A 24,921-nucleotide genomic window follows, 5' to 3' on the forward strand; every position below is an offset into this window, starting at 1 on the left:
TCTGAGTATTCAGGGGGGAATGCGATTGAGGGGATAAGGTAGTGAGTAATAGCTCACTTATTATAGGATTAAAAATATATCGGGTAAAAGAAGGAATAAAATATAGTGAATAAGGCCGCAGTAAGTTTTAAGTGATTACTTACTATAGAAATATACCAGTAAAGTTTATTAATAATGTAATTATATTCAATGAATAAATAATAATGACAATATTTAGTATTGAAAATAATTCAATGGAAAAGATTAGTTAGCCTACGTTGAGAATTGAGATTAAACTAGCACTATTTATTTATATGAAACTGATAATTAAATTATTTTCTCATCTATAATATATCTTTATGATATGTAATATTATATAAATTTTTTTATGATTTGAATGGTGTCTTAAAAATTAAAATATTACAAACTCATTTATTTAAAATATTTAATAAAGGAAATTCTTCCAATATTTTTTTAAACCATGGTGTAAATATTTCAGGCGTAAGAACGATCTCTTGTTTTAATTGAGGAAGACTTACCCACCGTATAGATGAAACTTCATCCCTATTTGGTTGAATATATTGGTTGTAATAACCAATAAAAATATGGTCATATTCATGTTCAATTAAGCCTCCCTGAACATCAGCTTTATAAATTAAGGAACCCACATATGTTAATGGGGTGACAAAGCCTAGCTCCTCTTGAAGCCTACGTTCAGCAGCTTTCTGAGTATCCTCATTAGGTTTAGGGTGACTACAGCAAGAATTTGCCCATTGCCCTGCTGAATGATATTTATGAAGTGCCCGTTGTTGAATTAATAGCTCATTTTGCTCATTAAAGATAAATACTGAAAATGCTCGATGTAGATAACCGAGTTGATGTGCCAATAATTTTGACATAACACCAACAGGTTCATCATGTTCATTAACTAAAATTAATTCATCTTCCATTTATACTATTTTCCATCATAAAAATTATTACACTAGTTTAGTATAATTAAAAATATAAGTTTGCATATTAGAGCTGTTTATTAGTTAACATGATTTTTTCAAAGCTCACAGCTATCATAAGCTTATATAGCTGTGAGATTAAAAATTATTTTTGTTGTAACACCCAAACAGCGGCTTCAACCCTTGATTTTAAATTGAGCTTTTTAAGTAAATGTTTAACATGTACTTTTACTGTGCTTTCTGCGATATCTAGTTTACGAGCTATCATTTTATTTGATAAGCCTTGTGATATCAGCTCTAGAATATCGGCTTCCCTTGGTGTTAATGAAGTTATATTATTATCATCCTGTGTGGTATTGTCTCTGAGTGATTCAGCAAGTACAGATGCTAATGTTGGGCTAACAACTAACTTACCGCTAGCGGCTTCTTTTAGGGCGACTATAAGCTCTTCAGGCTCCATATCTTTAAGCAAATAGCCATCAGCACCTCTTTTTAGTGCATTGACTAAATCATCACTATAATTAGAAACAGTAAAAAGAATAATCCTACCGGATAGTTCTCGCTTTCTAAGTTCATCAAGAGTTTCAAAACCATTCATTCCAGGCATGTTGAGATCCAGTAAAATAAGATCAGGATCTTGCTCTTCAGCGATCTGTATACCTGTTTTACCATCTCCTGCTTCACCGATAACTTGTAATGAAGATTCCAAACTAATCAATTGTTTGACTCCATTTCTTAGCATCGGATGATCATCAATAAGTAGAATGGTTGATTTTTCGTTTACTATATTTGTATTTTCCATAGATGATTTTCCGGTATGTTAAGCGTCAGATAAAGGAAAGGTAACTTTTACCTCTGTTCCACCTTGAGGCCTAGGTGTAATACAACAATTACCATTAAGGCTTAATGCTCTTTCTCTCATAATAATAAGCCCATAATGATTAAGTTTATCAGTGTTTGACGTGATCCCTGCACCATCGTCGATAATGGTAATAGTAACAATACCATCATACTGGTTTAATGAAACCTCAGCCGATGTTGCATTAGCATGTTTTAGAATATTAGTTAATGCTTCTCGGACGATTTGTATAATATGAATAGATTGGTGTGGTGAAATACTCTTTGCGGGTAGGTCGTAGTTTAAGGTTACTGTATACCCCATACGTTCGCTAAATTCATTAATGGTACTTTCTAATGAGGGAAGTAGGCCAGGTTCCATTAATTTAAGCCTAAATGTGGTTAATAGCTCTCTCAGTTGGCTATATGCGGTATTAATTTCGCTGCGCATTTCTGTTAAAAGCTGTTGAGGTTTTTCTGGTAATGGCTCAGGCTGTAATTGCAGATAGCTAATTTGCATTTTCAAACAAGATAAAGACTGAGCGATAGAGTCATGAAGTTCGCGTGCAATTGCAGAACGTTCATCCATGATAAGCAACTGTTGTTGTTGTTCTATTTGGTGCTCCATCGCGAGCATACCAGAGATTTGTTTTGCTAGAACAGAAACGAGGTTGTTTTGTTCGTCTGAAAGTATTTGATTATCTTCAATCTCACCAATAATAACGCCATAACGATGCATATTGTCTGATAAATCCCATTGTAAGCTGAGAGGTTTATCGATTGAAATTTGTTGTTTTAGCTTCGTTGTCTTCTCTTCAGATAATCCGGTTGAATGGCAACATATTTCATGAAAATAGGCTTCATTACTTTCTTCATACAACCGTAAACTTAGATTTTTGAGTATGGTAATGTTTTCTAGTTCAATAAGGACTTTTTGTAATCGCAAATAGAGGGGATCTGATGAATGAAGAATTTGGTTTGATTGATATAAATAAGATAACACTTTATTTTTTGTGATTAAATCTGCAGTTTTTTCTGCAACTCTTTCTTCAAGTTGATGATAGCTTAGCGCTAATTCATCTGACATTTGATTCAGCGTTTCTCCTAATGCGTTTAACTCATCTTGCCTATTATTTTTAGGGTAGCGTTGGCTAAAATCTTTTCGCCCAATCGCATTGACCATTGATAATAATTTAACCCATGGGTAATAAATTTTTCTTCTTAAGTGCCAGATGGTTCCCATAAGTAATAAGAATACTAAGCTAATAAAAATCAGTTGTGTCATAGCTACATAAGCAATCTTTCTTTCTGTTTTCTCATCAATATTATGAACCAATTCATCAAGTTTACTTACAAATGATATAACTTCGTACCTTGCATCGTTAGGCGTATTTGCTTCCATTAATGAAGGTCGTAAGATATGTAACCAGTAATTATAGAGCTCATCAAATTGAGGTGTTAAGCTTTCAATTTTTACAACTTGAGTCAGTTCTGGGCTAATGAGGTCAGATTCTAATGCGTCGAGATAACGCTGATTTTGAGTGTTCAGAGGGACGAGAGAAAGCAATCTGTAGCTCTGCATTCGTAGTGAACCTGATTTATTTATTGCGTGAGCATTACCTTGTACACTTATAATCATTCGATTAGAAATCGTCATCCCAATAATTCCTAAGATCGCAATAAGTAGCATAAGGCCGATCACTTGGTTAATAATTGAAAATCGACGATACAGTGTGGGCATGTGTCACTTCCTTAAAGAGTCGTGCTAGCGAACTTAAAATGCATAGTTCTAGTATTGTTCATAAAGGGGCGAATATTAAATATACTACTTTGGTAGTAATTTTCTGGTGTTATAACAAAATAGAAAATAGAAAATAAAATTTCTCTTTAAGTTTTGTACTTTTATTTATTGATATATAAGATTAAATTTGGTTTAGTCTGGAATGGGGATACGTATTATAGCTTAAATTAAAGATGAATTTCCTTTGATTTAGATCAGTTTAAATATCGATGAAAATCAATGTGTAAAATAATATACACCGAAAAATGTTACTGAAAAACTATCGAATGGCAGGAAGAAAGATAGCTCTAATCGATAGAGCTATCTTTTTGTTTTAGGCTTTTTTAAATTTTTTGAATAGTGAGATTATCGCGACAAGGATTAGGCCGGTTACTAGCCCAAAACATAAATTAATTATAGTCGGTAAGACAAACTGCATAGTACTACCAATGATAGGTGTTAAGGTTGCGGTAAATGATATTTCGGTAATCCATTCTGAAATATAGCTGATACCGTGCGTTAGGATACCTCCACCGACCATAAACATCGCAGCTGTTCCTACAATAGATAATGTTTTCATGAGATAAGGAGTCGCATAAATTAAGGCATTACCACATTTTTTTAATAAAGAAGAGGTTTTCTTCTGTAAATAAAAGCCTAAGTCATCTAATTTCACAATACCTGCAACTAAGCCATACACACCGACAGTCATCACGATAGCAATGATAGAGAGTACGGCTACTTGGTTGATAAAAGAGGTAGTGGAAACAATGCCGAGTGTGATGGCAATAATTTCAGCTGATAAAACAAAATCGGTTCGAATAGCTCCTTTGATTTTTTTACTTTCAAATTCCTTAAGTTCTTCTGCTGATAATTGCAATTGGTGTTGGGGAGTAGAATCTTTTGCATTAGAATGCAATAGCTTATGAGTGATTTTTTCTGCTCCTTCAAAACAAAGATAGGCTCCACCAATCATGAGTAGAGGTGTGATAGCCCAAGGGATAAACGCACTGATTAACAACGCTAAAGGAACAAGTATTAATTTATTAACAAATGACCCTTTAGCGACGGCCCAAACAACAGGAATTTCTCTTTCTGCGCGAACCCCTGTAACTTGCTGGGCGTTTAGTGCGAGGTCATCACCTAAAACTCCGGATGTTTTTTTGGCAGCCATTTTTGTCATGACGGAAACATCGTCTAGTACAGCGGCAATATCATCAAGTAATGTGAGTAAGCTACTTCCAGCCACAAGAATATCCTCAATATTTTTTAAGGTGTCATTAATGTTTATTAGGTCAATTAATGGATAATTAGTTCATTACAATATAAATCATACTTACAAATAAGATAATTCCATTGCAGATTGATAAATCTGAATTTTAAATTATTAAATTTTTATGACAATGGAACCAATGTGATTTTTTCTTTTCTAACTTATTAATTTTAGTGAAGTAACATGAAGTGACATATTGCTATCTGCTACTTTGCTTTATATTTGGTTTAATTATTTAGCTTATGAATAATTTTTAATAGATTGGTATAGGGTTAATACATGTCTTCTCAGCCAGTTTTGAGTATTGTCGTTGCTGTATATAATGGTGAAAAATTTCTACCTCAGTTTTTTGATAGCTTAATCGCGCAAAAGTTAGAAAATTGGGAGTTGATCGTTGTTAATGATGGTTCTAAAGATAAAAGTGAAGACATCATTAAGTCTTACTCAGATAAATTTGTACATTTAAAAGTGCTTTATCAAGAGAACCAAGGCGTATCAGTTGCCCGTAATACGGGGATGGTAGAGGCTACGGGAAAATATATTACATTCCCTGATATTGACGATGAAATTAGCCCTCAAATGTATGGGCGTTTATTAGAAATAGCATTATCAAATGACCTCGATGTTGCAACCTGTAATGGAACTTATGTTTATACTAATGGTGATGCACCAAAGGCAATTTTCCCACCGAATAAAGTCCCGTCAACTGGGGTAATTTCAGGCCCTGAATGGCTTGAAATTGGCTTAAGTTCACGCAAGTTTCTGCATGTAACTTGGCTGAATTTATATCGTTTGGACATGTTGCGCCAACACAAATTTTTCTTTGAGCCTAAGTTACATCATCAAGACATTCCTTGGACGACGGAAGTCTTACTCGTGGCGAAGCGCGTGCAATTTATTAATGAACAATACTACCGATATTTAATCCATAACCAATCTGTTTCGCATTCATTAAGTGGTGATGAACGCTCTGTCCGCAAGATAAAAACGTATTTGAAGATTATTGATATGCTGCTAAATATTTACCAGCGTTATCCTGAACAAGTTAAACAGGCACCAGCTTGCTTATGGCAGGTAGGAAAGGAAGGTTTGGGGGTGATTCAAGCGCTATTAGCCATTAAATCACCCGATGTACAGAAGGAAATGGTACAACTATTTTTTGATAAGGGTTATTGGCAAATAGTGTGGGCGCATGCAACAACAGTAAAATTAAAATGGCGATTAATTAGACGCTACACTAAGTTAAAAGAAATTATCAAATCATAATCTTCTGAAAAGGTAGCTGTTTTTATAGGCTACCTTTTTGTTTTTATTTTTCTAGTTGCTTTAGAGAAGCAATAAACATATCCCATAACTGAGGGTTATTTAATGTTGTGGCGACTTGTGTGTGGCAATCTGCTTTAGCTGGATGGCGAAAGTCAGTCACTGTCATACCTGTTGTTAGAGCGCCTTGTAGCTCGATATCAATTGGAGCCTTAATCGTTTCCATTATGGATGGGTCGATAACATAAGCAACAGCGCATAGGTCGTGAACCGGGGCGTGGTCAGTATAGCCATTACGTCTACGGTAACCTGCCGTGTAGTAATTTAGAGATTCAACAACAAAGTCACTTACAGGTGTATTTAACGCTGCAATTGCTTCCATTATTTGGTCGTCTGGCCTTGCTTGGTGTGTAAGGTCTAACCCAATCATAGTGATAGGCCAAGTTTCATTAAACACGATATGAGCAGCTTCAGGGTCTATAAGGATATTGAATTCGGCGACTGCAGTACGGTTGCCCGTATGGTAGCCTCCTCCCATTAAAACAACTTCTTTTACTAATTCTACAATTTCAGGTGCTTTCCTCACGGCTAAAGCAATATTTGTGAGTCCTCCGATAGGTACGAGAGTAACCGTTTTAGAGGGATGTGACTTCAGCGTATCAATAATTAAGTCCACAGCGTGTCGTTGGTCAATAGGTAATTTGGGTTCAGGGAGGTGAGTGCCGTCCAGTCCTGTTGTTCCATGAACTTCTGGGGCAGTCTGTATTGTTCTCACTAATGGCCTAGAGCAACCAGCAGCGATAGGGATATCATTTGCACTAACGAATTCCATAATTGCGCGTGCATTATAAGTAACTTTGTCTAAAGTTTGGTTTCCGACAACCGTCGTTACCGCAAGTAACTCTACATTTGAATTGCCTAATGCTAAGAAAATTGCCATTGCATCATCATGGCCAGGGTCACAATCGATAATAATTTTATTGCTAGACATTATTTCTCCTTTTATTAGGTTATTTACTTTTAATTAACATAATATATGGATAAATTTATTTTTATGTGATGTAAGTTCTATTTTTATGAATACTAATGTAATGAAATTATTCATTAGGGTTACTAATATAGAGTGATGTGATTAACATATTAATAACAATCGTGTTGAGTTTATAAAGATAATGTGTTCTTTATGAAGTTTTAAGCAATATAAATGAAGCCGCCTAGAGGGGGTTTATTAATTAGTTAATAATTGTGGAGGCAGAATGGAGAACTATCTGGAAAAATTACCTGATGTCATTGATTCTGTTGCAACTAACCAGTTTTATCCTAATTTATTATCATGGTTATCTTCACTTATTGCATTCGATAATGCGATTGTTTACTCCTTTGAAAAAGGAGCTCCACCCCGATTTCTTTCCAAAGTAGAGCGCCGTAATAGCGATAGTATTAACAGAATCTATCAACGAGGTGCTTATTTAATGGATCCATTCTACCAAGAAATCCAAAAGGGAGGCGCTTCCAAAGTATTAACACTAAAAGAACTCGCACCTAAAGGATTTTATCATACAGATTATTATCTCAATTTTTATCGTAAGACAGGGTGGTGTGATGAAGCTGGGTTGTTATTAGATATTTCAACTGACAGGCAATTAGGCATTTTTTTTGGTAATGAAGATAGGCCTTTTTTCTCGGGAAAATATACGCAAGCGCCCCTTAAAGACGCCTTCGATATCATTCGTAGTATGGTGAAACTTCATAAAGATGTTTCTCCTTCTTCGGTGTCGAACCACCATCAAAATACTGATATGCAAACACGATTTGGGCTGACACCAAGAGAGTGTGAAGTTGTCGAATTAATCTTAGCAGGTAAAGGTTCACCACAAATTGCACAGATGCTTTTCATTAGTTTAGGAACAGTGAAAAATCATCGTAAAAATATCTATCAAAAACTAAATATTAATTCACAGGTTGAATTATTTAACTTATTAATGAATAGGTTAAGCTAAGTATAATGTGTTTTTATATTTATTTTAACCTAATGATTTAATAGCATTTTATAGCTTGTTATCTTTTTTATTGCTGCATTATTTTTTTTATTTTTGTCTAGATGATTTGTATGAACTAAAATTAAATTAACAATCATTATTATTAATATAAGAATGGTTTATTAATTATTTGATTTTTAGATTGTTTTTTTATTTTTTTTAAAATTTTATTATTATTTAAATATTCTACTTGCGTCACAATTGTTAACTTTATGTTTCGAATGTCCCTAAAGGGCTATGTAATTGTTAATGTAAGGTTAAGATAATCGAGTTATCGAAAGATACTAAATAGGGTATCCATAATGAATAACCAAGTAGAATCATTGACTTACTATGCAGCAACTAAAAAGTATGACTTACGTTTTCCTACGCTAAAGGAAGATCTTGATGTTGATGTGGTGATTATTGGTGGTGGTTTTTCTGGGATCCATACTGCGCTTGAGCTGTGTGAGAAAGGGATTACCAATATCGCTATTTTGGAAGGACGGCACCTTGGCTACGGTGGTTCAGGGCGTAATGGCGGGCAAGTAATGGCGGGCATTGGCCATGATATCGATGCAATCAAAAAATATGTCGGGCCAGAGGGTTTAGAAACGATTTTTAAACTCAGTAATATGGGCGCAGGGATCATGCGTGATCGTATCGCTAAATATGATATTGATGCAGATTTTTGCCGTGGTTACGCATACTTAGGTAGTAATAAGCGCCAAGAAAAAACCTTACGCAGTTGGCTAAAAGATTTTAAGTCAGTTGATCCTGATGAAGAAATTGAGTTTTACAGTGGCTCAGAACTAAAACAGATTATTGATTCTGATGCTTATACCTGTGGGATCAAACACATGGGTGGCGGTCATGTTCATTCATTGAATTTATTATTGGGTGAAGCGAAAGCGATTAGTGAAATATATGGCGCTAAAATATTTGAAAATAGCCAAGTATTAAATGTGGAATATGGTAATACCATCAAAGTCAGAACTGCGATGGGAACAGTTAAAGCACAGAAAATGCTGTGGGCTTGCGATTCATTTTTAAATGGCCTTGAGCCGACGATTTACCCTAAAACTATTAATACTTACGCATATCAATTAATGACGGAAGAGCTACCTGATGAATTAATCGAGCAAATTAGCCCAATTCGTGGTGCTTATAGTGATATTCGTCCTGTAATAGATTACTACCGGGTGACGAATGAGAATCGCCTATTATTTGGCAGTTCCACTCATTTTCTTGAATATATTCCGTCTGATCTTAAAGCATGGAATCGTAATTTAATGCTAAAAGTCTTTCCTTACCTCAAAGACGTCAAAATTGAATTAGCTTGGGGTGGACCAATGGCATGTAGTGCAAATTTATTTCCACAAATTGGTTCATTACCACAACACAAAAATGTGTTTTATGCACAGGGCTATTCAGGTTTTGGTGTTACGCCAAGCCAGATTGTGTGCAAAGTTCTTGCTGAAGGGATGGTGGAAGGTTCTCATCGTTATGACTTAATGAGTTCTATCCCGCACGCCAATATTATTGGTAAAGATAGTCTGCGTAATGTGATTGTTTCGTTGGCAAAAATAATGCATCAGACATCCGGTTATTGGCAAGGTCGTCGCTAATTCGTTATCCACCTAATTAGTTTATTAAAATCGATTAAAGGTAAAAATTATGATTAGTCCATTACTGTTAAATAAACCACTACCTGAGTTATTGAATGTTGGTAGCGTGACAAATTTAGGCTCTGTGGTTGTTGAAGGCGATCCTCAAGCGAGTGTTGCAATGATCCACGGTGAACCAACGGATAACCTGACCTGCGGTATTTTTGCTTGTACTAAAGGCAAGTTCAAAATGGTATATCCATTTGATGAAATGGCGACAGTCCACGAAGGTTCGGTGAAGTTAACGGATGTGAAAACCGGTGTGACGGTTGAATACCATAAAGGCGATACCTGGTTTGCCGCGAAAGGTACCGAAGTTTTATGGGAAATTGATACACCACGCTTCGTAAAACATTACTTAGCTTGTGTAAATGCCTAATTAATTTCTATTGAGTGGAGTGATAACAATGAGCGAGTTAACCCTATTACCAGAAGTCAGTGAGTTTTTGAAGCGTCAGCACGGTCATTTTATCAACGGGTTACCGGTTTCTGGCAAAGGCGATACTTTTTTTGATGTTGTTAACCCAGCCACTGAACAGGTTATTGCTAAAGTAAAAGAAGGAACTTTAGCGGAAGTTGATGCCGCAATGGATGCGGCTCATGCTGCATTTAAAGGAGTTTGGGCAAACACGACACCAATGGAAAGAGGGAATTGCTTAAACCGCCTTGCTGACTTGCTTGAAAAGCACCTTGAAGAATTAGCCCAGTTAGAGACGTTATGCTCAGGTAAAACCATTCAATTATCTCGTTTTCTTGAAGTGGGGTCATCTGCGCAGTTTTTGCGTTATTTTGCCGGTTGGGCGACTAAAATCAGCGGGGAAACATTGAATGTTTCATTGCCTTCTTTTAATGGTGAGAAATATTCTGCATTTACCCAGCGTGAACCTGTTGGTGTTGTGGCTGGTATTATTCCTTGGAACTTTTCTATTATGATTTCCATTTGGAAATTAGCGGCTGCTTTAACATGTGGCTGTACGATTGTGTTGAAACCAAGTGAATTTACTCCACTAACTATGCTAAGAGTGGTGGAATTGGCAAAAGAGGCGGGAATTCCTGACGGTGTAATTAATATCGTAAATGGTGGTGGTCGTGAAGTTGGGCCGGCACTGATTCATCATCCACTTTGTTCTAAAGTGACATTTACGGGGTCTGTACCGACTGGGCTGGCGGTAGGGCGTTCAGCAATGGAAGGTAAATTAACCCGAGTAACACTGGAGCTTGGTGGGAAAAATGGTGCTGCATTCTTAGCTGACCTTCCGGTTGAAAAAATTGTTAATGGGATTATTGAAGCGGGGTATCTAAATCAAGGGCAAATTTGCGCGGCTGCTGAGCGGTTCTATATTCCATCTAAATTGATGGATGAAGTATTAGCGCAACTAAAAACGCGTTTGTCTGCGATGAAAGTCGGTTCTCCATTGGATGAAACAACCGAGATGGGGCCGCTGGCCAATAAAGCGCATTACGAAAAAATCTTAGGTTTGTTTGAAAAAGCTCGCCAAGAGGGTAGTGAAATTATTTATGGTGGCCAACCCATTGCAGGCGCTGGGTACTTTGTGCCTCCAACCATTATTCGTGCTAATAGCCCAGATGATGTATTGATGAAAGAGGAAACATTTGGGCCAATAGGGACTTTCTTGAGTTACGATGACGAAGAAGAACTTATTGAGATGATGAATAGCACTCCGTTTGGTTTAGCTGCGAGTTTATGGACAAATGATCTTAGTAAAGCAATGCGTATGATTTCACGCATTGAAGCGGGAACGGTATGGGTGAATATGCATACCTTCCTTGACCCCGCAGTGCCATTTGGTGGCATTAAGTCATCAGGTATTGGTCGTGAATTTGGTAGTGCCTTTATTGAGTATTACACAGAGTTAAAGTCTGTCATGGTGCGTTATTAGTGTTCAATTTATATTCAATTAATCAACATTTCCCGGCCATCGTGCCGGGTTTTTTATATTTGATAGATACTATGGCTTATTAATCAATTCAAAGACAAAGCTATTGTGGATGTTTATCCACGGCGGGTGGTCGTTAGATTTACTGTCATTTTTCTTGGTGAATGATAAACCCGGATGAAACAAGCTCGGTTCGGTTAGTCACATTTGCTTTAGTGAAGATATTGCGTAAGTGAGTCTTCACTGTTGATAGCGAAACCCCCAGTAATAATGCAATTCGCTTATTGCTCGCGCCTTCTCGTACTAAATGGATAATTTCTTGTTCTTTGGGGGTATAAGCCACTAAGGAATCAGGTAGTACATCAAATGTCATCAGCTCAGCGACAGGTAAAATAGTATTTAATCGCATGATTTCTTGTTGGCTAAATGGGCTGTCTCGCAGCACCGAAATCCCCGCAATAATTTTATTTTTACGACGAATAAATATTTCCGCCATATCAGTCATGTTATTTGGTTGCATAAAATCATGGAAAAAAGCTTGATTCTGCTGGCGTATTTCAGAATCCATTCTCACTAAGCGTAAATCATCGCTGCGAAAATGGTCAGGGTGTAAAGGATCTAATTGGTGAAAATAAGCGAGATACTCTTCATGCATTTTTGCCGGTATCCCGTGAAGAACGTAGTTATCTGGTTGGCAATGATCATTCACGAGGTAATACACCAATGCAGAAACCGGAATAATATGCGCAATGGTATTTAGGCAGCAATCAATCAATGTTTGTTGATGAGGCTCGAATAATGGTGAATTCATCATATTCCCTTGTGTACTAATCGAATTATTATCATGCCTCTTAATGGATTTAACATAAAATAAACATATTAATAACGTGAAGTTGATAGCAGTATTTAAAACTCATGAAAACCTCATGAATATTGATTTGCTGCTTTTTGGTATCTTTAGAAAGATATTTATTAATATATTAACAAGTGGTTTGTTTGTTACATATTGATATTACTTTAATTATTTTTTTTGTTTTTAAAAATATGGGTACTTTTCGCGAGCTATACTTTATTTCCCCTCTCTCTGGGTATCGTCCTTTAGAACGATAGCAGTGGATTTAAGCTTATTTCTATAGTGGATATGAAACCACTTTATTTTTACAAAAAATTCACATTAATAGCTAGGTAGAGAGTGAGAGGGAAGCAAGATGAATTTATCCTCAAAATTGTCGACACATTTAGAAAAAGGGAAAGTTGGCTTTCCGACCACCTTGGCGAGTTCTGCTGGTTTGATTATGGCCAGTCCTGTTATTTTAACCGTCACGAGTGGATTCGGCATCGGTGGCGATACGTTTGCCTTAGCGGTGCTACTCAGTTTCATCATGATGCAAGCTCAGTTAACTACATTTTCGGAGGCTGCGGCCATTCTCCCAACGTCAGGCTCAGTATATGACTATATCTCTTGTGGGATGGGACGCTTTTGGGCGATAACAGGTGCGCTTTCGGCTTACTTGATTGTGCATGTGTTTGCAGGAACTGCCGAAACTATTCTGTCAGGGATTATGGCTCTCGTTAATTTTGAGCATCTCAACACGGTCTTAGAGACCAGTAACTCATCTTGGATGGTTGGTGTTGGGTTGGTTGTCACGTTTGGTATCTTAAATGCATTTGGTATTGAAGCCTTTGGTAAGGTCGAGGTTGTACTGACATTTGCCATGTGGTCCACGTTAGTAATTTTTAGTGTGAGTGGTTTGTTGTTGCCATTTCATGTGGATATGGACGGCTGGTTTGGTCAGCCACTCAATACGGACCCAACACTAATACTGAGCTTTGTTGGTATGGCAATGTTCATGTTTGTTGGTTGTGAGCTAGTAACCCCAATGGCTCCTGAAATTAAAAATTCCGCGAAAGTGATTCCCCGTGCGATGACAACAGGTTTATTTTGTGTCGCACTCTGTATGGTGTTATTCGGTGCAGCGCTAGCGAACCAAGTGGAAAATGTGGTCGTTGACCCGCTGACAGGTACGCGTTTACTTGAAACACCGATGGCAATCCCTGCATTCGCCGAAATTGTTATGGGTGAGTTTGGTAAATACTGGATAGGTATCGCGTTATTACTGGCTGGTGGAGCGACCATCAATACGTTAATGGCAGCGGTTCCTCGCATTCTTTATGGAATGGCTCTTGATGGGGCATTACCACGCATCTTTGCTTATTTGCACCCTCGTTTTAAAACTCCAGTATTCGGTATTTTAGTAGCTGTGATGATCCCATGTTTGCACGCTTTTGCTATTCAAGGCGACCTTGATCGTATCATTCCATTGGTACTGGCGGCGGTGTGTTCTTGGGGTACGGCTTACTTGCTGGTAACGATTTCAGTAGTGTTATTGCGTATTCGTCGACCTGACTTACATCGAGCCTATCGTTCGCCTTTTTTCCCTATACCGCAAATTATTTCGAGTGTCGGGATTATTTTAGCGATTGTGTATATCACTCCACCAGGCATGAATAAATCGGATATCTATATTCCTTTTGCCATTATGTTAGGTTTAACAGCCGGATATGCATTAATTTGGACCGTTTTTGTACAGAAAGTGAACCCATTTAAACCTGTGGATGTTGAATACGTTTTATCTAATTCCTTCGCTGATGAAGAAATGGAAGGAGGCCAACTTGAGCCATTACGTAACCTCGCCTAAACCGTCTTTGTGGAAGAAAATCGGTAAGTTTACCCAGCAACGTTTGCCTGCCGGATATCAAACAGGATTGACTCTTAACCGTGTTGAGAAGGACATGGCGCCTTATCCATGTGAGTGGGGGGCTCCCGGAGTGCTTCATGTGCAGCCTCAACCCGAATTAACGATTGAGGTGACTGAACGGCCAAGAAAATTGTTTCTCGCTTTTATTGTGTATAGCCGTTTTGCGGTATCTGGCCAATGTACAGATAGTATCAATGCAAAAATTGAAGTAAAAACCCGTGGGACTATAAAGAAGAAGCATATCCATTTTGTTTCGAAGCAGATGGATGGGCAGAAAGTTATTGAATGGCTGAATGAGTACCCAATTATTAGGCAAACATTAGAAGAGCTGGAATTTAATCATTGCGAGATAGAGTTTAGCCGAGGTCGTTGGCGTTGTGAAATTGAGCCTTACACGGCATCAGAAATGGTGAGCCGCATTCCCGCGACTCGCCGTTATTTGAGATTAATAAAAAAACAACGCTATTATTTATTGAGTGCGCTGCAGTTAATTAACCAACTGGTGGAAAAACGTGCTGTGAGCCATTGAGTTTAAAAGAGTTTTTTGATAGTAATAATTATTATCAATTGACTCACTGGAATTTGATGTGAAATCTTTGCCTCTTTTAGGTTGTATGTTGTTTTCTTCTGCGGTGATGGCAACACACGCTGACTGTATACGTTTATCTGAGCTTTCCTTTGCTGAAGGGGTACATGATAGCGAAGGTCATAGCTGCTTATCTTTTGAAGTATCGCAGCAAGATTTTATAAAACAACGCGGTGAAGGTCTTTCCAAGGTTCTATTATTGGATTCCAATAAACAGCCAGTGCGTGCATTGCATGAGTACGGTTCAGTACAAGAACCTCATAGTGCGGATTATTTAGTATCAAAAAATGGGGTTTATTATTTAGCGTTGAATGGTGAGCCGGGTAAACCTTGGCAATTAAAGTTTGATGTCACCCAGTACCAGCCTTTAGCCATTAAAAAGGATAATGAACCGGTTACTCCTAAGCTGCAAAGTTTATTGGATGAATATTATCAAAATGGTGATACAAGCGCATTTTGGCAAGCCGTTGCCGCGCAAGGAACGCCACTGGTTGAAGATTTTTCAAATAGACAAAAACGGGTGACATTCCTTTGGCGTGGCGCGAAAGCAAACGCCTATATTTTAGGTGCGCCGTCAGGTAATCACGAAAGAATGGCCCATTTGGCGGGAACGGATATTTGGTATCGTTCTTTTATCATCCCTAATGATACGTTATCGCAATATAAAATTGCACCAGATATCCCTTCTGTACCGGAAGGCGGTTTTGCTCAACGTAAAGCAATTCTAGTCACCGCGCAGTCTGACCCATATAATTCTCACGTTATTCCTTCCCTAAATGTCGATAAATATAATCGTTTTTCGTTGTTATCATTGGCACCGAACATACGCCAGTGTCACTTTCCTGATGTAGAAAATCGGCAGATTAAAGGCCGTTTAGAGACTTTTACGTTGGTGAGTCAAATATTAAAAAACGAAAGAAAAATAACGGTTTATCAGCCTAATGTACCAATGGAAACACCGGCGTTATTGTTGCTATTGGATGGGCAAATTTACCAGCAAAACTATCAAATGGAGAAATTCTTTGATAAGTGGATGAATCAGGGGAGTTTTCCAGCTATGAATATTATATTTGTTGATAGCATAAATTCAGAGCGTCGTGGGGATGAGCTTCCCCCAAATGATGCCTTTCCTAAGTTGCTGGCAGATGAGCTTATGCCTCAATTAGCACAAATGGGAATTCAAGCGCCTGCAAGCCATACGATTATTGCGGGTTCCAGTTATGGTGGGATTGGCGCGACATGGAATGCATTACAACATCCTGAAATCTTCGGTAATGTTATCAGTATGTCAGGATCTTATTGGTGGGCTCCAAAAGATAAAGACCCTGAGTGGTTAATTCGTGAAATCGAAATTATACCAACGCAACCTATCCGTTTTTTCCTTGAGGCCGGCTTATTCGAACAACGCGGTAGTTGGGGGGGAATTATTCAGAACCACTACCGATTACTGGATGTTCTAAAACACAAAGGTTATCAAGTTGATGCTATTGAGTTACCTAGCGGGCACGACTATGTTTCTTGGTGTGAAACGCTTTATGAGGGAACAAATCAACTTGTGTCACAATGGTAAATAGCCATAACACTGATTCACAACAAGCAGCTTATATTTAGCTGCTTTTTCACATTTATGACAAACGTCTTCATTTCGCCATAAAAGCGTCATTCAACTGTCATCTAGCTCCTTTAGCATGCCTGTCATTATTTGAAATACACATTTTCTCTTTTTATTATTGATTGGCAAGGAAACAGTTATGACTGGTAATTTTATGAAATCCCTTTTAGCTGTCACGGTAAGTACTTTAATTTTAGGAAGTGCAGTCCCTGCCTACGCGGCTGATAAAAATGATGCGGTGTCAGAAAACCGTGCGGCACAAGGTGATATCACAAAATTTGGTGGTGCGCGTCGTTTAGCGACAGAGCAAACTGATATCATGAAAGCGGCACTTCACAATGGCCAAGCCAAAAATGTGATTCTGTTTATTGGTGATGGTATGGGTGACTCAGAGATAACCGTTGCCCGTAACTATGCAGAAGGTGCTTCAGGGTTCTTTAAAGGAATCGATGCCTTGCCAATTACAGGCCAATATACCCATTATGCGTTAGATAAGAAAACCCAAAAACCAGACTATGTGACTGACTCTGCAGCGTCTGCCACGGCGTGGTCTTCTGGTGTAAAAACCTACAATGGCGCATTAGGGATTGATGTATTTGGCAACGATCATGAGACATTAATTGAGATAGCTAAACGTAATGGTAAAGCGACGGGTAACGTCACAACCTCTGAGATTCAAGACGCTACGCCAGCTGCACAGTTTTCGCATGTGAGTGCGCGTAAATGTTATGGCCCTGAGGAAACAGCAGAAAAATGTGCGGCTAACGCGCTAGAAAATGGCGGTCGAGGTTCAATTTCAGAGCAACTGTTGGTAACTCGCCCAGATGTCACCCTTGGTGGTGGAGCTAAGAGCTTCAAGCAAGAAGCAAAGGCGGGTGACTACAAAGGTAAAACGTTGGAGCAACAGGCGATTGAGCGTGGGTATAATATTGTGCGTGACGCTAAGTCATTAGACAGCATTACTGTTGCAAATCAAGATAAACCTGTTCTGGGCTTATTCCATGATGGCAACATGACTGTTGCATGGGAAGGCCCGAAAGCAGTTCATTACGGTAATATCAACAATGCGCCGTTAGAATGTAAACCGAATGCTAAGTTAGACCCGAATGCACCAACATTGGCTCAAATGACGAAAAAAGCGATTGAGCTGTTAGAAGTCAACCCAAATGGTTTCTTCTTGCAGGTTGAAAGTGCTTCTATCGATAAGCAAGACCATAAAGCAAACCCATGTGGTCAAATTGGTGAAACTGTCGCTCTCGACCAAGCTGTACAAGTCGGCTTAGATTTCGCTAAAAAACATGGTGATACATTAGTTATCGTGACCGCTGACCATTCACATTCAAGCCAAATTATTCCTGAAGGCACTAAGTCAACGGGTTTAACGCAGGCGTTGATTACTAAAGACGGTTCTGTGATGGTGGTAAATTACGGTAACTCTGAAGAAGATGATTCTCAAGAGCACACGGGTGCTCAGTTACGTGTGGCGGCTTATGGTCCACATGCGGCAAACGTAATGGGTCTGACTGACCAAACTGATTTGTTCTTTACCATGCGCGATGCAATGGGATTGAAGCAATAAACCAACCCTGTAGTAAAAATTCTCCGCAATAGGATGTTGCGGGGAGTTTTTTTATTTCTAGCCCTTTTTTTTCTTATTTTTCAACCATGCCTCAATGAACGTACTAAACATTTGCACTTCTTTTTTTATTCATTATCTTGATAAATTGATTTATTAAATAACAATAAATGTGCTTATTCATAGGCACGAATAATGAGAATGACATTATGAGAGAAGTTCGCGAACTGCAACGAGAGGAAATCCCATCTGTTTGGTCTATCGACCGCACTGAATTAATTGAAAACCTTTATCTATATCGAAATGGTGAGTTGGTGCTATCCAAGCAGCGGTTTGATATGAAAGGTTGGCCAGAAGGCGAACCTGAAGCTTATACCCCTCATTTGTTGGAAAGTTATGACCAAGGAGCGGTATTTCTTGGTATTTTTGAGCAGGGCAAGCTAATTGCTGCCGCAAGTTTAGATAATGTGTGGCGCGGCGAACAAAAAAATTTACTGCAATTGTCTTTCCTGCATGTGAGCCACTCACATCGTGGTAAAGGTTTAGCAGGGATGTTATTCCAACAATGCGCTGAAATGGCGATACAAAAAGGTGCAAAAGGCTTATATATTTCTGCGACACCTTCAGAAAATACGGTGCACTTTTATCAACATCTCGGTTGTTCCTTAATTGCCCAGCCTGACCCTGAATTATTTGCATTGGAGCCCGAAGATATTCATTTTATTTATCTATTTTCGTAAGTTTGTATTTTGTAAAATAAGTGTTAATTTATAGCGTGGTGAAATAAAAAAGCATTGAAATTTACTAGAAACTAGATATGATTGATAATCATTATCATTTAAGGGTGTTGAGGTCACTATGCCAACTAGCATATCAAAAACCACAGGTTTAAGGCGAATAGGTGCTGGCCTTTGGGGTGTTTTTGCTGTGATATTGCTGAGCATTGCTTATATACTCAATAATATGGGCTTAGATAATCTAAAAATCATTATGATTACCATGATGGTAGCAACCGCTGGGATGCTATTTAATCGCGGTTCTCGTCGTTTATTGATTGTCCCCGCAGTTATTTCACTCGCATGTTTTATGATGGCCTTTGTTCTACAAAGGTAGTTCTATAATCTAATCAGTAAGTAAACAGAACAAAATAGAGAATTAGGGCAGCGCTAGTCGTACAAGGAAGGTCAAAATGGGCAGGGTGTTATAAACAATGACTGACCAGTGGTGCGAAAGGGGGGACTTGAACCCCCACGTCCGAAGGACACTAACACCTGAAGCTAGCGCGTCTACCAATTCCGCCACCCTCGCAATACTGTCTCGTCAATACTAAATTATTGTGGTTTATACAAAGTTAGTGGTGCGAAAGGGGGGACTTGAACCCCCACGTCCATAGGACACTAACACCTGAAGCTAGCGCGTCTACCAATTCCGCCACCCTCGCAATACCTAACTAAACTTTGATTCATCAATGCTTCTAACCAGCAATAATGTGGTGCGGATTTTAGGCTAATTTCGACGAACGTCAATAATTTTTTTATGAAGTATTTTTCGATTGATGAAAAAATGGCCGGTAAAGGAGCACCAGCCAATGAGTAGTATGATAAATTGTGCTTTAGTTAAATTATTAGCGATTAAATTAACGCTTAACTGCTTGGTAAACTTTAAATTTTCCTGTTTTGGCAAGTACTTCGTGACTACCAAAAGCTTTATCGAGCAAATCAGGGTAGGGTAAGAAAGCATTAGCTACGATGCGCAAACGTCCACCTTTTTTCAGGTATTTAGGGGCTTGGTAAATCATATTTTCAACCGCACGATAACTGGTATTTAGGCCATCATGGAATGGTGGATTTGAAATAATCCAATCAAATTTATCGTTAATATCAGAGTAAGCATCACTTGCGATGACTTTACCGACCAGTTTATTGGCCTCAAGAGTGGATGCTGCGGAATCAAGCGCAGACGCACTGACATCACTTAAGGTGAGTTTGAGCTCTGGGTTTTGTGAGCCGATCACCGCAGCGATCACGCCATTGCCACAGGCGAGATCAAGCAGATCACCGCTCATTGGGTCAGTTAGCGTGGACAATAGTAGATCACTACCGATATCCAGCTCATTATGGCTAAATACCCCAGGTAATGCATTAATTCTAACATTATCAATTTGATAATGACGCCACCAGCGAGCAATATCAAAGGTTGTGGGTTGTTCTAATTCACCATAGTACAAGCCACAACGGCGTGCAGAGTCGATTTTTTGTAAGTTAGCGATCCCTTCCATAATAGATTCGGCGCTTTTAACACCACTGCGATTCTCGCCGACGATAAAAATTTGGCTACCTGCAGCAAGGTGAGTACAAAGGTCATCGAGTTGGAAGCAGGCTTCTTGCTTGTTTTTTTGCCAAAAATAAATGAGAGTATCGCAAGGCTGGATAAATTCTGCTGGGGTTATGGCAGAGAATAACGCCATATCACCCATTAACGGTTGTAAGCGTTGCCAGTGATGATACTGGTTGGTGATGACGCGAACACTAGCTGCTTCTAAGGTTGCAGCGAGCTCATCCTGAATGTCACCAGCCAAAATGACATGACGATCTATAAAATGTTCGAGATGGCGTTGAATAACTTCGCTGGCAGGTGTCAGTAATGACATATTCTGTCAATCTCCTAAAATAATAAAAAAACCGATGACATCTTACCAAAGATAAGAGAAATAGCATTGCTCTGTTGGCGCTATTAATCCCCTTTGATAAGATGTGGTTGTAAAATTGCGACTGGAAAATCAAATGACACGACGTGACAGGCTTTTAGAACAAATGGGGATCACTCAATGGATGGTGAGAAATCCTGCTGTGTTACGTGGTGAACGTGGTGTAAGGATCCCAGCGTCGACTAAGCTTATTATTATTACTGATGAGAACCTTGATTTAAATAGCCAATTGCTAAAAGATGTTTTTCTTTCCATGAATATTGCACAGGACGATGTGGTTTGTGTCAATTCAGAGCAATTAGGTTTAATCCCAACACCAATAATAACACCATGTTGGGTATTAGGTGATGAAATCCAGCCTGAAGGTTCAAAAGTCATGTTTACTTCACCTGTTTTGTCTGAGCTAAGTACAAGCTGTAGCGCTAAACGGGCACTATGGAAACAAATTTATCAATATGATGAAAATTTCAACACTAAAGCAATCTGATCTTGCAACTGCGTACTTAATTGAGAAGTTAAGCCATGACTTTCCATGGACTGAGCGAGTTTTTTATGGAAATCAAGGGGAAAAGTATCATAACTTAAAAATTTCTGTTAATAATCAAATTATTGGTTATGCGATAACACAATGTGTTCTTGATGAGGCGACCCTATTCAATATTGCTCTCCACCCTGATTACCAAGGGAAAGGGTATGGCCGCTTGTTGCTAGAAGAGCTTATCAAGGAACTGATAAAGAAAGGCATTCTCACATTATGGTTAGAAGTGAGAGAATCAAATGCATCTGCTTTGCATCTATACGATAAGCTAGGTTTTCACCAAGTAACGGTACGTAAAGATTACTACCCTGCCAAAAAAGGCCGAGAAGATGCTTTAGTACTTGCTTTAACTCTATTTTCCGATGAATAAATTTAAGTAATAAATAATTTATTACTAATATAATTAAAACCCCAATATGTTGTCAGACATACTGGGGTTTGTGCTTTTAGTGACGATTATTTTTCAATTTCAGGAAGAATAGGTTTACTAATTATTTGGATATTATCTTTTAACTCTTTTTTGGCTGCAGCTTGTGCATTGACTTCTTCATTGAGGCCTTTATAGGTGGAGTAACACATAATTAGCATCATGATGGATAATGGCACCGCCATAGCAACCAGTGCGGATTGCAAACCTGATAATCCACCTGTCATAATTAGCACGATCGCGATTGCTGCAATAATGACTCCCCAAATGGTTTTAGTGACATGAGAAGGATTTGGGTTCCCATTTTCGCTGACCATTCCCAGTACAAATACCGCTGAGTTAGCAGAAGTAATAAAGAAAATCAGCACTAAGGCAATGGCTAAAATACTGATAAATGTTGATGCAGGGAAATAGTCTAAGAACTTAAACAATGCGGATGTGACATCGGTTTTTACGGCATCAGCCAGTGCTGTTTGGCCTAGATTTTGAATAAGATGGATTGCTGACCCACCCATGACTGCAAACCAAGCAAAAGCACTTAATACAGGAATAAATACTGCGCCAATCATAAATTCTTTGATTGTTCTTCCTTTCGATATACGAGCCACAAAGCTGCCAACTAGCGGTGCCCATGCTATCCACCAACCAAAGTAAAACAGTGTCCAGTTAGCAATCCAAGTACCGTCATTATAGGGTTCAGTGCGAAATGACATGCTGACAAAATTTTGGACGTAGTCTCCAATGCCTTGGAATAAGACTTTTAAGATAGTTTGGGTTGGGCCAGATAGAAAGATAAATGCCATCAATCCTAGAGCAAGTATGATATTTAAGTTTGATAGGTGTTTTATTGCCCCTTGTAGCCCGGAAATTGTCGAAGCAACATAAACAACAGTAATGATAGCAATCAAACCAATTTGTACATAAATACTAATGGGCAATCCCCATAAGTAATTCATACCACTGTTAACTTGTAGTGTACCAAAGCCTAATGATGTGGCGATACCAATAACGACCGATAACATCACCAATATATTGATCCATTTCCCGACAGAGCCGTAGATCCGATCCCCAATTAAGGGATAGAAAACAGAACTAAGTGACGACGGGAGCTTTTTCCTAAATTGGAAATAGCCCAAAGCCACACCGACGAGTGCATAACACGCCCATGCGGAAACCCCCCAGTGTAGATAGACATATTGCATGGCTGCTTTGGCCGACTGTTCTGTTGAACCTTGACCAACTGGTGGGCTGATATAATAGGAAACAGGCTCTGCCACTCCCCAGAACATCAAACTGATACCAATTGAGGCACTGAATAACATCGCAATCCAAGTGACTGTGCTGTATTCCGGCTTATCATTGTCATCACCAAGACGTATGTGACCAAATTTGGAAAATCCAAGAAACATACAAAAGCTGAAAAAGATAAAAACGGAACCTAGGATAAACCAACCTAGATTGTTATAGATAAAACTTAAGGCGGAATGTGAAAAAGCTTCCAGTTTATCAGGAATAAATGCCCCAAAACTGATTAACGCCAGACTAAAGGCTAGCGACACGTAAAATACGGATTTTTTGTGATTCATCATACCTCTTCTCCAGTTGCTCACTTATTTTTTTCTTTTATGAGAGTTGGCTTGCAGGGAATACTCGTTTTGTTTTTAAGGGTACTTTTTTGTTAAATGCTACTTTTGGTTTACAGAGAATAGCCATGCAAAGATTACGCAGTCAACAAGTAATTAACTAATTATTAACAGTTAAAATAATTACAATCTATGTAATGCATTGTTATTTATTAAATAAATCTTTTTGACTAAATTTTTATCAATATTTCATTTGATCATTAATGCGATCTGCATTAACATTCCTGAAAAATGTGTTAACTATAAGTTTACATAAGTGAGGGCAATTATGAGCAATGCAGCTAAAGTCATTTCGATTAATGATCACCTTGATATTGATAACGCATGGACAATCCCTGCTCGTTATTACACGTCTAATGATGTTTTTGAGTATGAAAAAGAAAAAATATTTGCTAATTCATGGGTTTGTGTCGCTCATGTTAGTGAGGTAAAAGAAAAAAATTCGTATATCACTCGTGAGCTCATTGGCGAAAGCCTCGTGATTGTTCGTGGTCGTGATGATGTATTGCGTGGTTTTTATAATGTCTGCCCGCACCGTGGACACCAGTTGATCAGCGGTGAAAGTGGTAAAGTCAAAAATGTGATTACTTGCCCTTACCATGCGTGGGCATTCAAGTTAGATGGTCAACTAGCACATGCGACCAATTGTGAGAATGTGAACAATTTTGAAGCAGATGCAATGTCATTGAGTAGCTTCCATGTTATTGAACATGCAGGGTTTATCTATGTAAATATGACAGTTGGTGAACCACAACCTATTGAAGAGCAGCTTCCAGGCTTAGCCGAAAAAATGCAAGAAGCATGTGCGGTGATTAGCGATTTAAAATTGGCTGCACGTTTTGTTAGTCATACACCAGCCAATTGGAAAACCATCGTTGATAACTATATTGAGTGTTATCACTGTCCAACTAACCATGTGAGCTTTGCAAGTTCCGTAGATGTTAACGTATACGAACACCAATTATTGGATAATTGGACTGTTCAAATTGGTAAAGCAAAACCCTCTGAGTCCTCTTATCAGTTTGATGAATCTGTTTTAGACCCTCGTTTCTTTGGTTTTTGGATTTGGCCAAGCACCATGTTCAATATGCCTCCTGGCGGGGATTTCATGACGGTGATTTATGAGTTTCCAGTGAACGCAGGGGAAACCTTGCAGCACTATGATATTTATTTCCTCAATGAAGAACTGACTGAATATCAGAAAAACTTAGTTGAATGGTATCGTACCGTATTCCGCCCAGAAGATCTGCGCTTGGTGGAAAGTGTACAAAAAGGATTGCGATCACGAGGTTACCGAGGCCAAGGGCGCATTATGGCTGACAGACAGCGTAGTGGAATTAGTGAACATGGTGTTGCCCATTTCCACAAAATTGTTGCTGGCGCACACACTGAGTAATCACGTTATCCA

Annotated in this window: 22 protein-coding genes and 2 tRNA genes; 14 read left to right on the forward strand and 10 right to left on the reverse strand. The window is 38.5% G+C overall.

Annotation, left to right across the window (positions count from 1 at the left end):
- Nucleotides 1–407 precede the first annotated feature (407 nt).
- From idi to PR725_RS20980, 4 genes are all read right to left on the reverse strand, one after another.
- On the reverse strand, nt 408–929 hold the full coding sequence (gene idi / locus PR725_RS20965) for an isopentenyl-diphosphate Delta-isomerase (RefSeq protein WP_004914838.1): 522 nt from the start codon (nt 927–929) through the stop codon (nt 408–410).
- 145 nt (nt 930–1,074) lie between these two features.
- Nucleotides 1,075–1,731 carry a two-component system response regulator NarL gene (gene narL, locus PR725_RS20970; RefSeq protein WP_004914835.1) on the reverse strand — a complete coding sequence of 219 codons (657 nt, stop codon included), beginning with the start codon at nt 1,729–1,731 and terminating at the stop codon, nt 1,075–1,077.
- Nucleotides 1,732–1,749: 18 nt separating this feature from the next.
- Nucleotides 1,750–3,507 carry a nitrate/nitrite two-component system sensor histidine kinase NarX gene (narX, locus tag PR725_RS20975; protein ID WP_109911822.1) on the reverse strand — a complete coding sequence of 586 codons (1,758 nt, stop codon included), beginning with the start codon at nt 3,505–3,507 and terminating at the stop codon, nt 1,750–1,752.
- A 373-nt stretch (nt 3,508–3,880) separates the two neighbouring features.
- Nucleotides 3,881–4,795, reverse strand: a complete 915-nt coding sequence (locus PR725_RS20980; protein WP_240105913.1) for a DUF808 domain-containing protein — start codon at nt 4,793–4,795, stop codon at nt 3,881–3,883.
- A 303-nt stretch (nt 4,796–5,098) separates the two neighbouring features.
- On the opposite strand from PR725_RS20980, the gene PR725_RS20985 reads away from it, so the two are divergent.
- A complete protein-coding gene (locus PR725_RS20985; RefSeq protein WP_272570373.1) occupies nt 5,099–6,085 on the forward strand; it encodes a glycosyltransferase in 987 nt (328 codons plus the stop codon).
- 43 nt (nt 6,086–6,128) lie between these two features.
- Here the strand turns inward: PR725_RS20985 and uriH are convergent, their stop codons facing one another.
- Nucleotides 6,129–7,073 (reverse strand): uridine-preferring nucleoside hydrolase UriH, encoded by a 945-nt coding sequence (gene uriH, locus PR725_RS20990; RefSeq protein WP_004914829.1) that lies wholly within the window; start codon nt 7,071–7,073, stop codon nt 6,129–6,131.
- A gap of 265 nt (nt 7,074–7,338) precedes the next feature.
- Here uriH and PR725_RS20995 point away from each other — a divergent pair, with 265 nt between their 5' ends.
- The 4 genes from PR725_RS20995 to PR725_RS21010 all read left to right on the forward strand — a co-directional run bounded on the left by PR725_RS20995 (nt 7,339) and on the right by PR725_RS21010 (nt 11,668).
- Nucleotides 7,339–8,082, forward strand: coding sequence for a helix-turn-helix transcriptional regulator (locus PR725_RS20995; RefSeq protein WP_109911824.1), 744 nt, complete (start codon nt 7,339–7,341; stop codon nt 8,080–8,082).
- 341 nt (nt 8,083–8,423) lie between these two features.
- Nucleotides 8,424–9,728, forward strand: a complete 1,305-nt coding sequence (locus tag PR725_RS21000) for an NAD(P)/FAD-dependent oxidoreductase (protein ID WP_272570374.1) — start codon at nt 8,424–8,426, stop codon at nt 9,726–9,728.
- 49 nt (nt 9,729–9,777) lie between these two features.
- Entirely contained in the window at nt 9,778–10,146 is a 369-nt protein-coding gene (locus PR725_RS21005) for a cupin domain-containing protein (protein WP_109911826.1), read from the forward strand.
- A 28-nt stretch (nt 10,147–10,174) separates the two neighbouring features.
- Nucleotides 10,175–11,668, forward strand: a complete 1,494-nt coding sequence (locus PR725_RS21010) for an aldehyde dehydrogenase family protein (RefSeq protein ID WP_004914825.1) — start codon at nt 10,175–10,177, stop codon at nt 11,666–11,668.
- Nucleotides 11,669–11,813: 145 nt separating this feature from the next.
- Here the strand turns inward: PR725_RS21010 and PR725_RS21015 are convergent, their stop codons facing one another.
- Nucleotides 11,814–12,476: a helix-turn-helix domain-containing protein gene (locus tag PR725_RS21015; RefSeq protein ID WP_109911828.1), complete on the reverse strand. Its 663-nt coding sequence runs from the start codon at nt 12,474–12,476 to the stop codon at nt 11,814–11,816.
- Nucleotides 12,477–12,873: 397 nt separating this feature from the next.
- Between PR725_RS21015 and PR725_RS21020 the strand changes: the two genes are divergently transcribed.
- The 6 genes from PR725_RS21020 (at nt 12,874) to PR725_RS21045 (ending at nt 19,311) form a co-directional block, all read left to right on the forward strand.
- Nucleotides 12,874–14,364 (forward strand): APC family permease, encoded by a 1,491-nt coding sequence (locus tag PR725_RS21020; protein WP_004914823.1) that lies wholly within the window; start codon nt 12,874–12,876, stop codon nt 14,362–14,364.
- A complete protein-coding gene (locus PR725_RS21025; protein ID WP_042851671.1) occupies nt 14,339–14,953 on the forward strand; it encodes a DUF3156 family protein in 615 nt (204 codons plus the stop codon). The genes PR725_RS21020 and PR725_RS21025 overlap by 26 nt, the downstream gene beginning before the upstream one ends.
- A gap of 58 nt (nt 14,954–15,011) precedes the next feature.
- Complete coding sequence (locus tag PR725_RS21030) at nt 15,012–16,580, forward strand: alpha/beta hydrolase-fold protein (RefSeq protein ID WP_272570375.1); 1,569 nt, start codon at nt 15,012–15,014, stop codon at nt 16,578–16,580.
- A 181-nt stretch (nt 16,581–16,761) separates the two neighbouring features.
- Nucleotides 16,762–18,201 (forward strand): alkaline phosphatase, encoded by a 1,440-nt coding sequence (phoA, locus tag PR725_RS21035; RefSeq protein WP_004914820.1) that lies wholly within the window; start codon nt 16,762–16,764, stop codon nt 18,199–18,201.
- A 206-nt stretch (nt 18,202–18,407) separates the two neighbouring features.
- On the forward strand, nt 18,408–18,938 hold the full coding sequence (locus PR725_RS21040) for a GNAT family N-acetyltransferase (protein ID WP_117162881.1): 531 nt from the start codon (nt 18,408–18,410) through the stop codon (nt 18,936–18,938).
- Nucleotides 18,939–19,056: 118 nt separating this feature from the next.
- Nucleotides 19,057–19,311: a DUF1435 family protein gene (locus PR725_RS21045; RefSeq protein ID WP_004914817.1), complete on the forward strand. Its 255-nt coding sequence runs from the start codon at nt 19,057–19,059 to the stop codon at nt 19,309–19,311.
- 109 nt (nt 19,312–19,420) lie between these two features.
- Here the strand turns inward: PR725_RS21045 and PR725_RS21050 are convergent.
- The 3 genes from PR725_RS21050 to rsmC form a co-directional block, all read right to left on the reverse strand.
- Nucleotides 19,421–19,506: transfer RNA gene (locus tag PR725_RS21050), tRNA-Leu, on the reverse strand.
- Nucleotides 19,507–19,553: 47 nt separating this feature from the next.
- Nucleotides 19,554–19,639, reverse strand: a tRNA-Leu gene (locus PR725_RS21055).
- A gap of 195 nt (nt 19,640–19,834) precedes the next feature.
- Nucleotides 19,835–20,848 carry a 16S rRNA (guanine(1207)-N(2))-methyltransferase RsmC gene (gene rsmC, locus PR725_RS21060; RefSeq protein WP_272570376.1) on the reverse strand — a complete coding sequence of 338 codons (1,014 nt, stop codon included), beginning with the start codon at nt 20,846–20,848 and terminating at the stop codon, nt 19,835–19,837.
- A gap of 133 nt (nt 20,849–20,981) precedes the next feature.
- Between rsmC and PR725_RS21065 the strand changes: the two genes are divergently transcribed.
- Both PR725_RS21065 and rimI read left to right on the forward strand, forming a co-directional pair.
- Complete coding sequence (locus PR725_RS21065; protein WP_004914814.1) at nt 20,982–21,392, forward strand: DNA polymerase III subunit psi; 411 nt, start codon at nt 20,982–20,984, stop codon at nt 21,390–21,392.
- Nucleotides 21,361–21,813, forward strand: a complete 453-nt coding sequence (gene rimI, locus PR725_RS21070; protein WP_109911832.1) for a ribosomal protein S18-alanine N-acetyltransferase — start codon at nt 21,361–21,363, stop codon at nt 21,811–21,813. Before PR725_RS21065 ends, rimI begins: the two co-directional genes overlap by 32 nt.
- A gap of 86 nt (nt 21,814–21,899) precedes the next feature.
- Here rimI and PR725_RS21075 read toward each other — a convergent pair whose 3' ends face one another.
- A complete protein-coding gene (locus PR725_RS21075; protein ID WP_196718585.1) occupies nt 21,900–23,459 on the reverse strand; it encodes a BCCT family transporter in 1,560 nt (519 codons plus the stop codon).
- Nucleotides 23,460–23,781: 322 nt separating this feature from the next.
- On the opposite strand from PR725_RS21075, the gene PR725_RS21080 reads away from it, so the two are divergent.
- Nucleotides 23,782–24,909 carry an aromatic ring-hydroxylating oxygenase subunit alpha gene (locus tag PR725_RS21080; protein ID WP_004914806.1) on the forward strand — a complete coding sequence of 376 codons (1,128 nt, stop codon included), beginning with the start codon at nt 23,782–23,784 and terminating at the stop codon, nt 24,907–24,909.
- Nucleotides 24,910–24,921: the final 12 nt, after the last annotated feature.

Origin of the sequence: Providencia sp. PROV255, from assembly GCF_028478065.1 — a bacterium.
Taxonomy (GTDB): domain Bacteria; phylum Pseudomonadota; class Gammaproteobacteria; order Enterobacterales; family Enterobacteriaceae; genus Providencia; species Providencia rettgeri.